The sequence below is a fragment of the Campylobacter lari genome (genome assembly GCF_004357905.1).
Classification (GTDB): Bacteria; Campylobacterota; Campylobacteria; order Campylobacterales; family Campylobacteraceae; genus Campylobacter_D; species Campylobacter_D lari_D.
Genome location: NZ_SMTT01000006.1, coordinates 88,213 through 101,333, shown reverse-complemented (window position 1 = coordinate 101,333; position 13,121 = coordinate 88,213). Strand labels below are relative to the sequence as shown.

The window sequence follows — 13,121 nt, the reverse complement described above, 5'->3', positions numbered from 1 at the left end:
CTTGATGAAATTTAAAGCAGATGAAATTAGTTCTATTATAAAAGAAAGAATTGAAAAATTTGATTTTAATCTTGAAATAGAAGAAACCGGTAAGATTATTTCAGTTGCTGATGGTGTTGCTAAGGTTTATGGTCTTAAAAATGCTATGGCCGGTGAGATGGTTGAATTTGAAAATGGCGAAAAGGGAATGGTGCTTAACCTTGAAGAATCAAGTGTTGGTATTGTTATTTTAGGAAAGGGACTTGGCTTAAAAGAAGGAAGCTCTGTAAAAAGATTAAAAAAACTTCTAAAGGTTCCAGTTGGTGATGCGTTGATAGGCCGTGTTGTAAATGCTTTAGGTGAGCCAATTGATGCTAAGGGAGCGATTGAAACAAGTGAATATCGCTTTGTGGAAGAAAAAGCAAAAGGTATTATGGCTAGAAAAAGTGTTCATGAACCATTACATACGGGTATTAAAGCTATTGATGCTTTAGTTCCAATTGGTAGAGGACAAAGAGAGTTAATTATTGGTGATAGACAAACGGGTAAAACTACTGTTGCAATAGATACAATTATTAGTCAAAAAGGTAAAGATGTTATTTGTATTTATGTGGCAATTGGTCAAAAACAAAGCACAGTGGCTCAAGTAGTTAAAAAGCTTGAAGAATACGGTGCAATGGATTATAGTATAGTGGTAAATGCAGGTGCTTCAGATCCTGCTGCATTGCAATATCTTGCTCCATATACAGGTGTAACTATGGGTGAGTATTTTAGAGATAACTCAAGACATGCGTTGATTGTTTATGATGATTTGAGTAAGCATGCTGTTGCCTATCGTGAAATGTCTTTGATTTTGCGTCGTCCTCCGGGTCGTGAAGCTTATCCAGGGGATGTATTTTATTTACATTCAAGATTGCTTGAAAGAGCAAGTAAATTAAGTGATGAGCTTGGCGCAGGAAGCTTAACAGCATTACCTATTATTGAAACTCAAGCAGGAGATGTTTCAGCTTACATTCCAACCAATGTTATTTCAATTACCGATGGTCAAATTTTCTTAGAGACAGATTTGTTTAACTCAGGTATTCGTCCTGCGATTAATGTTGGTTTATCTGTGTCTCGTGTTGGTGGTGCTGCACAAATTAAAGCAACAAAACAAGTTTCAGGTACCTTAAGACTTGACTTAGCTCAATATAGAGAATTGCAAGCTTTTGCACAATTTGCAAGTGATTTAGATGAAGCAAGTAGAAAACAACTTGAGCGTGGACAAAGAATGGTTGAAGTTCTAAAGCAGCCTCCATATTCTCCGCTTTCAGCAGAGAATCAAGTTGTGATGATTTATGCAGGAACTAAAGGATATTTAGATGATATTGCAGTTTCAAAAATAGGAGAATTTGAAGCAGCCTTATATCCATTTATTGAAGCTAAATATCCAGAAATTTTTGAGCAAATTAGAACTAAAAAAGCTTTAGATAAAGATTTGGAAGAAAAATTAGCTAAAGCGTTGAGTGAGTTTAAAGCAAACCATATATAAGGTTTTTAAATGTCTAATTTAAAAGAAATAAAAAGAAAAATAAAAAGTGTCCATAATACACAAAAAACAACTAATGCAATGAAGCTTGTTTCTACTGCCAAATTAAGAAAGGCAGAAGAGGCAGCTAAAAAGTCAAAGATTTTTGCTCAAAAAATTGATGAAGTTTTATCTGAAATTGCTTTCAAGATTAATCAATACGAAGGTCTTGATGATAAACTTCCATTTTTTAGAAAAAAAGACAATATTGAAAAAATGGATATTATTTTCATTACTGCTGATAAAGGCTTGTGTGGCGGTTTTAACATTAAAACTATTAAAACAGTAAATGAAATGCTCGAAGATTGTAAAGCAAAAAAAATCAAGGTAAGATTAAGAGCTATTGGTAAAACAGGTATTGAGTATTTTAATTTTCAAAATATTGAAATTTTAGAAAAATATTTAGACACAAGCTCTAGCCCTGATTATGAAAAAGCTTGTGCTATTATTGAAAATGCAGTTGATGATTTTATAAATGAAGTTACAGATAAGGTTGTAATTGTACACAATGGCTATAAAAATATGATTTCGCAAGAAATTCGTATTAATGAATTATTACCAGTGCAAGCTATTGCGAGCAAAGAAGAACAAGAGTCTCAATCTTTAATGGATTTAGAACCTGAAGATGAAGAAATTTTAAATGATTTATTAAAAACTTATTTTGAATATAATATGTATTTTTCTTTAGTTGATTCTTTGGCGGCTGAGCATAGTGCAAGAATGCAAGCTATGGATAATGCAACCAATAATGCAAAAGCTAGAGTTAAACAACTCAATTTAGCTTATAATAAAGCAAGACAAGAATCTATTACCACCGAATTGATAGAAATTATCAGTGGTGTTGAGTCAATGAAATAAATTTAGGAGTGATGATGCAAGGTTTTATTTCTCAAGTTTTAGGACCAGTGGTTGATGTTGAATTTAAAGAATATCTTCCGCAAATTAACGAAGCTATAATTGTAAATTATGAATTAGAAGGAAAAGAATGCAAGCTAGTGCTTGAAGTAGCTGCGCATTTGGGTGATAATAAAGTAAGAACTATCGCTATGGATATGACTGATGGTCTTGTTAGGGGTTTAACGGCTGTTGCGACTGGAAACCCAATTAGCGTTCCAGTGGGTGAAAAAGTACTTGGAAGAATTTTCAATGTAACAGGTGATTTGATTGATGAGGGCGAAGAGATCAATTTTGATAAACATTGGTCAATCCATAGAGATCCACCTCCATTTGAAGAGCAAAGTACAAAAAGTGAAATTTTTGAAACAGGCATTAAGGTAGTTGATTTGTTAGCTCCTTATGCAAAAGGTGGCAAAGTAGGACTTTTTGGTGGTGCAGGTGTTGGTAAAACCGTTATTATTATGGAGTTAATCCACAATGTTGCATTTAAACATAGCGGTTATTCTGTTTTTGCAGGTGTTGGTGAAAGAACTCGCGAGGGTAATGATCTTTACAATGAAATGAAAGAAAGTAATGTTTTAGATAAAGTTGCATTATGTTATGGTCAAATGAATGAACCACCAGGAGCAAGAAATCGTATTGCTTTAACAGGTCTTACTATGGCTGAGTATTTTAGAGATGAAATGGGACTTGATGTGTTGATGTTTATTGATAATATCTTTAGATTTTCACAATCAGGTTCTGAAATGTCAGCACTTTTAGGAAGAATTCCTTCAGCTGTTGGCTATCAACCAACTTTAGCTAGCGAAATGGGTAAATTCCAAGAAAGAATTACTTCAACTAAAAAAGGTTCTATTACTTCAGTTCAAGCAGTTTATGTGCCAGCAGATGATTTAACAGACCCTGCTCCTGCAACTGTTTTTGCGCATTTAGATGCAACTACGGTTTTAAATAGATCAATTGCTGAAAAAGGTATTTATCCAGCTGTTGATCCGCTTGATTCTACTTCAAGAATGCTTGATCCACAAATTATTGGTGAAGAGCATTATAAAGTAGCTCGTGGAGTACAATCAGTACTTCAAAAATACAAAGATTTGCAAGATATTATTGCTATTTTAGGTATGGATGAATTGAGTGAAGAAGATAAATTGATCGTTGAAAGAGCAAGAAAAATTGAAAAATTCCTATCTCAACCATTCTTCGTTGCTGAAGTATTTACAGGAAGTCCTGGTAAATATATTAGTTTAGAAGATACAATAGCAGGTTTTAAAGGTATTTTAGAAGGAAAATATGACCATTTACCTGAAAATGCTTTCTATATGGTAGGTGGAATTGATGAAGTTATTGAAAAAGCAGAAAAACTTAAGGCTTAATAATGGATAATTTAATACATATAGAGGTGGTAACGCCTCTTGGTATGATTTACAATGATAATGTAAAATCTATTGTTCTTCCTGGAAGTGAAGGTGAATTTGGTGTTTTAAAAGGACATGCATCTTTAATTTCTTCTTTAAGGGCAGGGATTATAGATATTGAAAAATCAGATTCTACCCATGAGTTAGTTGCTATTGATTCAGGTCATGCAAAAGTTTCTGAAACGAAAGTAAGCGTTTTAGCAAAAGGTGCTGTGTGGGTTGGAGGAAATAGTGATAGTGAAATAGCAAAAAGATTAGCAGATGCAAAAGATTTAATCAAATCTATGAGTAGTGATAGTGTTGCTTTAGCTTCTACTTTTGCTAAGATGGATAATAATGTAAGGCAAAAATAGTGGATTTTCAATCAATTTTTCATTTTTTTGAAAATACAAGCTTAATTACTTATATTGTATTGGTTTGGCTTTCGGTGTATTTTATACTTAGTTTTAGTATTTTATTTTCAAGATTAATGCTTATTAATAAATGGATGCAAGATGAAAGTCAGGCTTTAGAAGCTTTGATGAGAGGAGAGAGGGATTTAAGCCAAAGTGCATCAATTTTAAAAAAATGTATTGAGATTGATGAAACTAAGATGAATATTTATAAAAATTCTGTTGAGAAAAAAGCCACAATTGGATTAACTTGGCTTAGTATTATTGCTTCAACCTCTCCTTTTATAGGTCTTTTTGGTACAGTTATTTCTATACTTGAAACTTTTGGTGGTTTAGAAATGCAAAATTCTTTGAGTATTATTGCGCCAAAAATTAGTGAAGCTTTGGTAGCTACAGGTTGTGGAATTTTAGTGGCAATTCCTGCATATAGTTTTCATTTGATTATCAAACGCAAAGCTTATGAACTAATTAATATTTTAGATAGTGAGATAAAAGTATTAGTAAGTTCAGCAAAGGTTTAATTGATGTTTTTAGAAGAAAAACCCGAACTAAATATTACACCTTTAGTGGATATTATGCTTGTATTGCTTGCTATTTTAATGGTAACAGCACCAAGTATTACATATGAAGAAAAAGTTCAACTTCCTCAAGGTTCACAAAAAACTTCAAGTGCTCCAAATATCAAAAGTTTAATTATAACAATTAATGCAAAAAAAGAAATTTTTATAGGAAAAGATAAATTTAATTTTTTAAGTTTTGCGGATAATATGAATGCATTAAAAGTGCAATATAATACTCAAGAAACAGTTTTCATTAGAGCGGATAAGAATTTAAAATATGATGATGTAATGAGTGTTTTAAGAACAATGAAGCATTTGGGTTTTCAAAAAGTTGCTTTGCAAACTGAGTAAAAAATGGAAGAAAATTCTACATATAATTTTAAAGCTTTTACTTATGCGATTTTAGTTTATTTTTTTGTTGTTTTTTTAGTATTTTTTAAGTTAGTCGAATATAAGCCAAAAGCTATTGAATATACTAATGATCCCAATAGTTTTATTAATATAGAACTTGGAGATAGTATAAATCAAAATCAAGTAAATATGATACAAGAGCTACAAAAGGAAAATTTGCAAAGTTTATTTGAAGAGAATCTTTTGCAAAAATACACTACAAATAAAAATGTTAATACTCAAAATGTAGAACAACAAGCTAGTGTTTTCAATGAGTTATTTGGCAAAATAGAAGACTATCAAGAAGAAAAAACTACAAAAGTACAATCTTCAATGCCATCGAAAAAACCTACTTTTACTCAAAGAGAAAAAATCAATGATTTTTCTAAGCAATTAAATGAAAATCTACAAATTAATCAAGAATTAGGACAATCTGTTATAGAACAAAAAATAGGAGTTTATGATCAATTTTTAGGTGCTGTTAGAAAACATCTTGAAGATAGATGGAGAATATACAATCCTAGTGGTAATTTAAGTATAGAAGTAGAATTTGTAATTGATAATAACGGATATTTTTATTTGTTAAGTACCACTAGTGCACATAGTGATAATTTTGATAAAAAGGCAAAAGAATTTTTACAAAATTTAGAAGGAAAATACATAACTTTACCTCCAAATGGTAAAATAAGAAAAATTAAAATGAAACTTAGTGATATAATTGAGTTTAAAACGGAGAAGTGATGAGAAAAATATTAGCGTTTTTATTTTTTTGTTCAGTATTATTTGGGCAAGATGCGACAATATCTGTTGTAAATAAAGGTATGCAATTACCTAAAATTTATATTAAAGATCAATCAAGATTGAATGATTTAGATCTTAAAAAAAGCTTTTATAATATGCTTGTTAATGATATAAAAGTGAGTTCAAATTTTGAATTAACTCAAGATGAAAAACAAGGTGATTATATTTTTTCTTATGTTTTAAATAAAAATGGTAAGCTTTTGGATATTGATGTTGAAATTTTAGCTGCAAATGAAACAAAAACGAGATTTTATGAGCAAATTCTTTCCATTGAAGAATATCCATTTTTAGCACATAGAAGTGTCGCTCAAATGAATAGAAAATTAGGTTTTGCACCGGTTGATTGGATGGATCATAAAATTTTAATAGCTAGGACTCAAGGTAATAAGCAAAGTGATATTTTGTTGGCAGATTATACTTTAACTTATCAAAAGATATTAATATCAAAAGGTTTAAATTTATTTCCCAAATGGGCAAATAAAGAACAAGATGCATTTTATTTCACTGCTTATGAAGATGAAATTCCAACACTTTATAAATATAATATGAAAAATAAAAACATCACAAAAATCATTGCTAGTAAGGGTATGATGGTTGCTTCTGATGTTAGCGATGATGGTAAAAAAATTTTACTTACTATGGCGCCAAAAGATCAGCCAGATGTGTATTTGTATGATACAGATACAAAAGATTTAAAACAGATTACAAATTATACGGGTATTGATGTTAATGGCAACTTTGTAGATGATGATAAAAAAATCGTATTTGTATCAGATCGTTTAGGTTATCCAAATATTTTTATGCAAAATTTAGATTCTAATTTAACAGAACAGGTAGTTTTTCATGGTAAAAATAATTCTTCAGTTTCTACCTATAAACATTATATGGTTTATTCTAGCAGGGAGGTAAATCAAAGTGGGGTTTTTAATCTTTATTTAATGTCAACCCAGAGTGATTATATAAGACAACTCACTGCAAATGGTAAAAATCTTTTTCCAAGATTTTCAAGTGATGGAGAAAGTGTAGTATTTATTAAATATTTAGGTTCACAAAGTGCCTTAGGAGTTATTAGAATTAATGCAAATAGGGCTTTTCATTATGGTTTAAAGGTGGGTAAAATTCAATCAATTGATTGGTAAAATATCAAAATTGTATTTTTTTTGTTATAATTAAACATGATTTTTAAATAAAAAAGGGGAAAAGCAATGAAAAAAATCATTTTTGCTTCAATTACTGCGTTTGCTGTTATTGTAAGTGGTTGTGCTACAAAAAATACTAGTGTAAGCAGTTCAAGTAGTGTAGATGGATCAAAAGGTAGTGGTGGTTCTGATAGATTTGAAAATCTTGAATCTTTAAATTCTATTGCAAATGTGTATTTTGATTTTGATAAATTTAATGTTAGAAAAGATATGCAAAAAGTTGTTGCAGATAATGCTGAAATTTTCAACAAAGAAGCTGCGAATGCCGCAATTGTAGTTGAGGGAAACTGCGATGAATGGGGAACTGATGAATACAATCAAGCTCTAGGTTTAAAAAGAGCTAAAGCTGTTAAAGAATCTTTAGTAGCTCAAGGTGTTAGTGCAGATAGAATAAGCGTAAAAAGCTATGGAGAAACTAATCCTGTATGTACTGAAAGAACAAAAGCTTGTGATGCGCAAAATCGTCGTGCAGAATTTAAATTATCAAAATAAGTTTTAAATAAATGAAAATCAAATTATTATCAGTAGCTCTTTTAGGAGCTACTTTTTTATACGCTGAAATTTCAGCATTTGATGCAGGAAAAGTAGATACAAAAACACCTTATGGCTTAACTCAAAATGAAAAATTACAATACGAAAATCAAGAACGCTTAAAAGCTTTAAATGAATATTATACTAATTTGACTAGTAAGATAAATACTGCTGTAGAAAATATAGAAGGTTTACAAAGTGTAACCGAGGGTTTAAATGCTCAATATTCTAAAGCAAATACAAAATTACTTTCACTAGAAGAAAACTATCAAAATTTTGATGCAAATATCACAAAAGAAATTCAAAATTTAAGAGCTTATGTAGAAGAAAATAGGCAAATTCAAGAAAAAAATCACCAAGAAATTCAAAAAGTATTGAGCGAAATAACAACTTTGATCAATAAAATTAATGATGATTATGTTTCTAAAGAAGATATGAACCAAACCATAACTTTTTTTCAATCGGAAATAGCTAGAGTGCAAAATCAAACAAATAATATCCAAGTTGTTCCTATTGCTAGTGAAAGCAATAAAACACAAGAAGTCATTAAAGAAACAAATACGACTTTGGAAAAAGAAATTGTTCAAGAGAAAGATGATAGTTGGAAAAAACTGCAATCTAGCGAAATTTTAAAAAAAGCTATTGATGAAACTAATAAAAATCAATTTGATGATGCAAAAGAAAAATTTGAGCATTTAATTAGTATCCATTATAAACCTGCTAGATCTACTTTTTGGCTTGGAGAGATAAGATATAAACAAAAAGATTATGCAGGCGCTTTGGGATTTTACAAAAAAAGTTCTGCTATAAGTACCAAGGGTGATTATGTGCCAAAATTACTTTATCATACGGCTATTAGTTTAGATAAAGTTGGGGATCCAAAAAGTGCTAATAAATTTTACAAAGCTTTAAAGACAGCTTATCCTGATAGTCCTGAAGCAAAAGTTTCGCCAGATAGAAAATAAAAAAGGAGATAAAATGGCTATAGAAAAAAATAGTGTAGTTTCAATGTTTTATGAGTTAAAAGATGCAAACACAAATGAAGTTTTAGAATCAAATATTTATGCTGAACCTATTTCTTTTATTTTAGGTAAGGGTCAAATTTTAGAAGGACTAGAAGAGGAAATTCAAAAACTTGATGCCCCATGTAATGCTGATATTGTGATAAAAAAAGAAAATGCTTTGGGTGAATATGATGCAAATGCATTGCAAACTTTACCAAAAGAACAATTTGCAGGGATTGATTTGCAAATTGGTATGGAGCTTTTTGGCGAAGGCGAAGATGGTAATACAGTAAGAGTAATTGTTAGAGAAATTACTGAGAATGAAGTTACTATTGATTATAATCATGCTTACGCAGGAAAAGATTTGTTATTTTCAATTAATATTGTAGATGTTAGAGCTGCAAGTGAAGATGAAATTTTAACAGGAATTATTGCAGGTAGCAGAAGTTGTGGATGTGGTGGTGGAGGACATCATCATGATCATCATCACGGACATGGTGGTGGTGGATGTTGTGGTGGCCACGGACATGGTGGTGGCGGTTGCTGCGGTGGACACTAATGAATAGTGCATTTATTTTCCCAGGCCAAGGTTCTCAAAGTGTTGGTATGGGGCTTAGTTTTTATGAGAATTCACTTAAAGCAAGAGAATTATTAGATTGTGCAAGTGATTATTGTAAAATTGATTTTAAAAATTTGCTTTTTAAGGAAAATGAAAATTTAAATAAAAGTGAATTTACACAAATGGCCATAGTGTTAAACTCACTAATGGCTTATGAAGCTTTAAAAGAGCAAGCTAGTATAGAAGCTAAGTATAGTTTAGGCCATTCACTAGGAGAATTTAGTGCTTTAGCGACTCAAGGTGCATTTGACTTTTTAGATGTTATAGCACTTGTTAACAAGCGTGGCCAATTTATGCAGGAGGATTGCTCTAAAATCGAAGCTGGTATGATGGTGGTTTTAGGACTTGAAGATAAAGCAGTAGAAGAACTTTGTCAAAAGGCATTAAGTGAGCAAAAAAGTATTTTTGCAGCTAATTATAATTGTGAAGGACAGATTGTAGTAGCGGGTTTAAAGCCTGATTTGGCTTCTTATGAGAGTGAGTTTAAGAATGCAGGAGCCAAAAGAGCTATGCTTTTGAATATGAGTGTTGCAAGCCATTGTCCATTATTAAAAAATGCGTCTTTAAAACTTACAAAAGAACTAGAGCTTGTGTTAAAAGATGATTTTAAAAGTGTAGTTTCAAATGTAAATGCAAAAATATATAGTGATAAAACTCAAGCTTTAACACTTTTAAGCGAACAACTTATAAAGCCTGTTCTTTATAAACAAAGCATTAAAACAATAGACAATGAAGTGGATTTTTATATAGAATTTGGTGCGAGCGTGTTAAAGGGCTTAAATAAAAAAATCACTCAAAAAGAAACTTATGCTTTAAGTAAAATAGAAGATATTGATGAAATTCTAAAGGTGATTAAATGAAAATAGCTATTTTAGGAGCTATGCCCGAAGAGGTTACTCCTTTACTCGAAACATTAAAAGAATATCAAACAATTGAATATGCAAATAATACTTATTATATTGCAAAATACAAAAATCATGAATTAATCATCGCTTATTCTAAGATAGGGAAAGTAAATTCCACTCTTAGCGCGACTATTATGATAGAAAAATTTAAAGCTGAACTTATGCTTTTTACAGGAGTGGCTGGTGCTTTTAATCCTAGTTTGGAAATAGGGGATTTAATCTATGCTACAAAATTAGCTCAATATGATTTAGATATTACAGCTTTTGGACATCCGCTTGGTTATGTTCCTGGTAATGAAATTTTTATAAAAACAGACGATAAGCTTAATAATCTTGCCATAGAGGTTGCTAAAGAACTTGGTGTTAAATTACAATCAGGTATTATCGCTACGGGTGATGAATTTATTTGTGATGAGAATAAAAAAGCAAAAATTAGAGAAATTTTTAATGCAGATGCTTGTGAAATGGAAGGAGCTAGTGTGGCTTTGGTATGTGATGCTTTAAAAATTCCATGTTTGGTTTTAAGATCAATGAGTGATAAGGCAGGTGAAAAAGCTGAATTTGACTTTGATGAGTTTGTAGAAAAATCCGCTAAAATTTCAGCTAATTTTGTTTTAAAAATTTGTGAGAAATTATGATAAATCTTAGCAAAAGACTAATCAGAGAAGTTGCAAAAGCAAATGCTAAGTTTTCCTTAATAGGAGATAATGATAAAGTTTTATTAGGACTTAGTGGTGGGAAAGACTCTCTAGCTCTAGCTCATCTTTTAAAGCGTATGCAAGCACATGCACCTTTTAAATTTGAACTTAAAGCAGTAACTTTAAGTTATGGCATGGGTGAAGATTACACCAAACTTCATAATCACTGCAAAGAACATGGTATTGACCATGAGGTTATTGATTCTAATATTTATGAAATTTCAGGTGATACCATTAGAAAAAATTCAAGCTTTTGTAGCTATTTTTCAAGAATGAGACGTGGTGCTTTATATACTTACGCCTTAGAAAATGGTTTTAATAAATTAGCCATAGCTCATCATTTAGATGATGCAGTAGAGAGTTTTTTTATGAATTTCATTTATAATGGTGCTCTTAGAAGTTTAGCGCCAAAATATAAAAGTAAAAGAGGTATAGAAGTCATCCGTCCTTTGATTTTTGTAAGAGAAAGACAATTAAGAGAAAATGCTATTAATAATGAATTAGAAGTAATTGGTAATGAATTTTGTCCTGGTATGAAATTAAGTGAAAAAAATGTAAAATTTCCTCATGCTAGAGAAGAAGCTAAACAGCTTTTAGCAAATTTAGAAAAAGAAAATCCAAAATTATTTACGAGCGTAAAAACTGCATTTGAAAATATCCACACGGATAGTTTTTTCATGGTTAAGGATAATGACTAAACTTTTAATTATAGTTGATTATCAAAATGATTTTATCGATGGTAGCTTAGGTTTTGAAAAAGCTACCAAGATAAAAGATAATATTCTTACTCTTTTAAAAAATCATCAAGGTGATGTTGTTTTTACTTTTGATACGCATGATGAGAATTATTTAAAAACCCAAGAAGGAAAAAAACTGCCTATTTATCATTGTATTAAAGATACTTTTGGTTGGCAAATGCCAAGTGATTTTAATGTGTATTTAAAAAATGCAAAAAAAATCTTTTATAAGAATGCTTTTGGTAGTTTAGAATTGGCTAATTTTTTAAAACAAAATCATTATGAAAGTATAGAATTTTGTGGTTTGGTTTCGCATATTTGTGTATTTAGTAATATTATTTTAGCTCAAAGCGCCACGCCTAATTCTAAAATTATTTTACATAAAAACGCTACTGCAAGTTTTAATGAATCTTTAGAAAATAGTGCTTATGAAATTTTACAAGCTTATGGCATAGAGCTTTTATAGATGCAAGGCTTTATTTTGCACACTCAGAGCGTAAAAGATGAGGATTTGATTGTTTATCTTTTAAGTGCCAAAAAAGTTATTAAAAGTTATAGATTTTACGGAATGAGACATTCTAATATTCTAAATGGATATAAGATTGATTTTGAACTTGAAGAAAGTTCTAGATTTTTACCGCGCTTAAAAGATGTTTTACATATTGGATTTTCTTGGGTTTTAGATAGAGAAAAAATGTTTTTTTGGCAAGAATTTATCAGGCTTTTTTATTGGCATTTAAAAGATGTTGAGGAGATTGATAGTTTTTATTTTGAGCTTTTAGAAGATTGTGCTAAGCGTTTTGAAAAACAAGATTGCAAGCGTGTGATTGTGGATGCTTATTTAAAGATTCTAAGCTTTGAAGGACGCTTGCATAAGGATTTTATTTGCTTTTTATGTGATGAGTGTATAAAAGAAGATGTTGTATTGATAAGGGCTTTTTTGCCTGCGCATAAAAAATGTGCTTTTGGCTATGAGTTTAAAGCTAAAGATCTTGTGAGGTTTTATGAAAATTTTAATTCATCGCATTTTAGCGATGAATATATTGATAATTTATATAAAATCATTAAAGAGGGTTTTTAAGAGTAATATCATACATCATAATAGCCTCTTGTCTTAATTTTGCGATGATATTTGCACTATCAATATGTGTATTTTTTATAATAGCTTCCTTACTATTTTTAATATCTTCAAGCAAATTTCCAAGTTGTTTTTGGGAGCTTTGTAAGCAAGTGCTTATACATTTTGGTTGTGTTTGTTGTAAAACTTGCTCGAAATTTAAACTATGATTGTTAAGCTTTGAAGCATGTGCTGCTAGATTATTTGCACTTGTTCTAATGCCACCTAATGCTTTGTAAATCCCTTTTGAATTGATATGAGCTGCCATGAACCTTCCTTGTTTTATGGTATCTCTTCATTCATATTGCTT

17 protein-coding genes are annotated in these 13,121 nt (G+C 30.5%); 16 read left to right on the top strand and 1 reads right to left on the bottom strand.

Going from position 1 to position 13,121, the window contains the following annotated elements; genetic code table 11:
- Positions 1-4: 4 nt before the first annotated feature.
- From atpA to recO, 16 genes are all read left to right on the top strand, one after another.
- Positions 5-1,510 (top strand): F0F1 ATP synthase subunit alpha, encoded by a 1,506-nt coding sequence (gene atpA, locus E2O22_RS05915; protein ID WP_133319668.1) that lies wholly within the window; start codon positions 5-7, stop codon positions 1,508-1,510.
- A gap of 9 nt (positions 1,511-1,519) precedes the next feature.
- Positions 1,520-2,404, top strand: coding sequence for an ATP synthase F1 subunit gamma (atpG, locus tag E2O22_RS05910; RefSeq protein ID WP_133319667.1), 885 nt, complete (start codon positions 1,520-1,522; stop codon positions 2,402-2,404).
- Positions 2,405-2,418: 14 nt separating this feature from the next.
- Positions 2,419-3,816: a F0F1 ATP synthase subunit beta gene (gene atpD, locus E2O22_RS05905; protein WP_133319666.1), complete on the top strand. Its 1,398-nt coding sequence runs from the start codon at positions 2,419-2,421 to the stop codon at positions 3,814-3,816.
- A gap of 2 nt (positions 3,817-3,818) precedes the next feature.
- Complete coding sequence (atpC, locus tag E2O22_RS05900) at positions 3,819-4,211, top strand: ATP synthase F1 subunit epsilon (RefSeq protein ID WP_133319665.1); 393 nt, start codon at positions 3,819-3,821, stop codon at positions 4,209-4,211.
- Complete coding sequence (locus E2O22_RS05895) at positions 4,211-4,771, top strand: MotA/TolQ/ExbB proton channel family protein (protein ID WP_133319664.1); 561 nt, start codon at positions 4,211-4,213, stop codon at positions 4,769-4,771. The genes atpC and E2O22_RS05895 overlap by 1 nt, the downstream gene beginning before the upstream one ends.
- The gene (locus E2O22_RS05890) at positions 4,772-5,161 is read left to right on the top strand and encodes an ExbD/TolR family protein (protein ID WP_133319663.1); all 390 of its coding nucleotides are present in this window, start codon (positions 4,772-4,774) and stop codon (positions 5,159-5,161) included. It abuts the gene before it with no gap.
- Positions 5,162-5,164: 3 nt separating this feature from the next.
- Positions 5,165-5,941, top strand: coding sequence for a TonB C-terminal domain-containing protein (locus E2O22_RS05885; RefSeq protein ID WP_133319662.1), 777 nt, complete (start codon positions 5,165-5,167; stop codon positions 5,939-5,941).
- Positions 5,941-7,140, top strand: a complete 1,200-nt coding sequence (gene tolB, locus E2O22_RS05880) for a Tol-Pal system protein TolB (RefSeq protein WP_133319661.1) — start codon at positions 5,941-5,943, stop codon at positions 7,138-7,140. Before E2O22_RS05885 ends, tolB begins: the two co-directional genes overlap by 1 nt.
- Positions 7,141-7,206: 66 nt before the next feature.
- Positions 7,207-7,692 (top strand): peptidoglycan-associated lipoprotein Pal, encoded by a 486-nt coding sequence (pal, locus tag E2O22_RS05875; protein WP_133319660.1) that lies wholly within the window; start codon positions 7,207-7,209, stop codon positions 7,690-7,692.
- Positions 7,693-7,703: 11 nt separating this feature from the next.
- Positions 7,704-8,696: a tetratricopeptide repeat protein gene (locus E2O22_RS05870; RefSeq protein WP_133319659.1), complete on the top strand. Its 993-nt coding sequence runs from the start codon at positions 7,704-7,706 to the stop codon at positions 8,694-8,696.
- 13 nt (positions 8,697-8,709) lie between these two features.
- A complete protein-coding gene (locus E2O22_RS05865; RefSeq protein ID WP_133319658.1) occupies positions 8,710-9,294 on the top strand; it encodes an FKBP-type peptidyl-prolyl cis-trans isomerase in 585 nt (194 codons plus the stop codon).
- Entirely contained in the window at positions 9,294-10,214 is a 921-nt protein-coding gene (gene fabD / locus E2O22_RS05860; protein WP_133319657.1) for an ACP S-malonyltransferase, read from the top strand. Before E2O22_RS05865 ends, fabD begins: the two co-directional genes overlap by 1 nt.
- The gene (locus E2O22_RS05855; RefSeq protein ID WP_133319656.1) at positions 10,211-10,897 is read left to right on the top strand and encodes a 5'-methylthioadenosine/adenosylhomocysteine nucleosidase; all 687 of its coding nucleotides are present in this window, start codon (positions 10,211-10,213) and stop codon (positions 10,895-10,897) included. The genes fabD and E2O22_RS05855 overlap by 4 nt, the downstream gene beginning before the upstream one ends.
- Positions 10,894-11,655, top strand: coding sequence for a PP-loop family protein (locus E2O22_RS05850; protein ID WP_133319655.1), 762 nt, complete (start codon positions 10,894-10,896; stop codon positions 11,653-11,655). The genes E2O22_RS05855 and E2O22_RS05850 overlap by 4 nt, the downstream gene beginning before the upstream one ends.
- Positions 11,648-12,160 carry a cysteine hydrolase family protein gene (locus E2O22_RS05845; RefSeq protein WP_133319654.1) on the top strand — a complete coding sequence of 171 codons (513 nt, stop codon included), beginning with the start codon at positions 11,648-11,650 and terminating at the stop codon, positions 12,158-12,160. Before E2O22_RS05850 ends, E2O22_RS05845 begins: the two co-directional genes overlap by 8 nt.
- Positions 12,161-12,775: a recombination protein RecO gene (gene recO / locus E2O22_RS05840; protein ID WP_133319653.1), complete on the top strand. Its 615-nt coding sequence runs from the start codon at positions 12,161-12,163 to the stop codon at positions 12,773-12,775.
- Here the strand turns inward: recO and E2O22_RS05835 are convergent.
- Positions 12,759-13,079: a hypothetical protein gene (locus E2O22_RS05835; RefSeq protein WP_133319652.1), complete on the bottom strand. Its 321-nt coding sequence runs from the start codon at positions 13,077-13,079 to the stop codon at positions 12,759-12,761. The two genes, recO and E2O22_RS05835, sit on opposite strands and share 17 nt — an antisense overlap.
- Positions 13,080-13,121: the final 42 nt, after the last annotated feature.

Coding starts and splice junctions, on each gene's coding strand:
- E2O22_RS05835 (WP_133319652.1), bottom strand. CDS start 13,079: ATGGCAGCTCATATCAATTCAAAAGGGATTTACAAAGCATTAGGTGGC.
- tolB (WP_133319661.1), top strand. CDS start 5,941: ATGAGAAAAATATTAGCGTTTTTATTTTTTTGTTCAGTATTATTTGGG.
- E2O22_RS05885 (WP_133319662.1), top strand. CDS start 5,165: ATGGAAGAAAATTCTACATATAATTTTAAAGCTTTTACTTATGCGATT.
- atpC (WP_133319665.1), top strand. CDS start 3,819: ATGGATAATTTAATACATATAGAGGTGGTAACGCCTCTTGGTATGATT.
- recO (WP_133319653.1), top strand. CDS start 12,161: ATGCAAGGCTTTATTTTGCACACTCAGAGCGTAAAAGATGAGGATTTG.
- atpD (WP_133319666.1), top strand. CDS start 2,419: ATGCAAGGTTTTATTTCTCAAGTTTTAGGACCAGTGGTTGATGTTGAA.
- pal (WP_133319660.1), top strand. CDS start 7,207: ATGAAAAAAATCATTTTTGCTTCAATTACTGCGTTTGCTGTTATTGTA.
- E2O22_RS05865 (WP_133319658.1), top strand. CDS start 8,710: ATGGCTATAGAAAAAAATAGTGTAGTTTCAATGTTTTATGAGTTAAAA.
- E2O22_RS05850 (WP_133319655.1), top strand. CDS start 10,894: ATGATAAATCTTAGCAAAAGACTAATCAGAGAAGTTGCAAAAGCAAAT.
- atpG (WP_133319667.1), top strand. CDS start 1,520: ATGTCTAATTTAAAAGAAATAAAAAGAAAAATAAAAAGTGTCCATAAT.
- fabD (WP_133319657.1), top strand. CDS start 9,294: ATGAATAGTGCATTTATTTTCCCAGGCCAAGGTTCTCAAAGTGTTGGT.
- E2O22_RS05870 (WP_133319659.1), top strand. CDS start 7,704: ATGAAAATCAAATTATTATCAGTAGCTCTTTTAGGAGCTACTTTTTTA.
- atpA (WP_133319668.1), top strand. CDS start 5: ATGAAATTTAAAGCAGATGAAATTAGTTCTATTATAAAAGAAAGAATT.
- E2O22_RS05845 (WP_133319654.1), top strand. CDS start 11,648: ATGACTAAACTTTTAATTATAGTTGATTATCAAAATGATTTTATCGAT.
- E2O22_RS05855 (WP_133319656.1), top strand. CDS start 10,211: ATGAAAATAGCTATTTTAGGAGCTATGCCCGAAGAGGTTACTCCTTTA.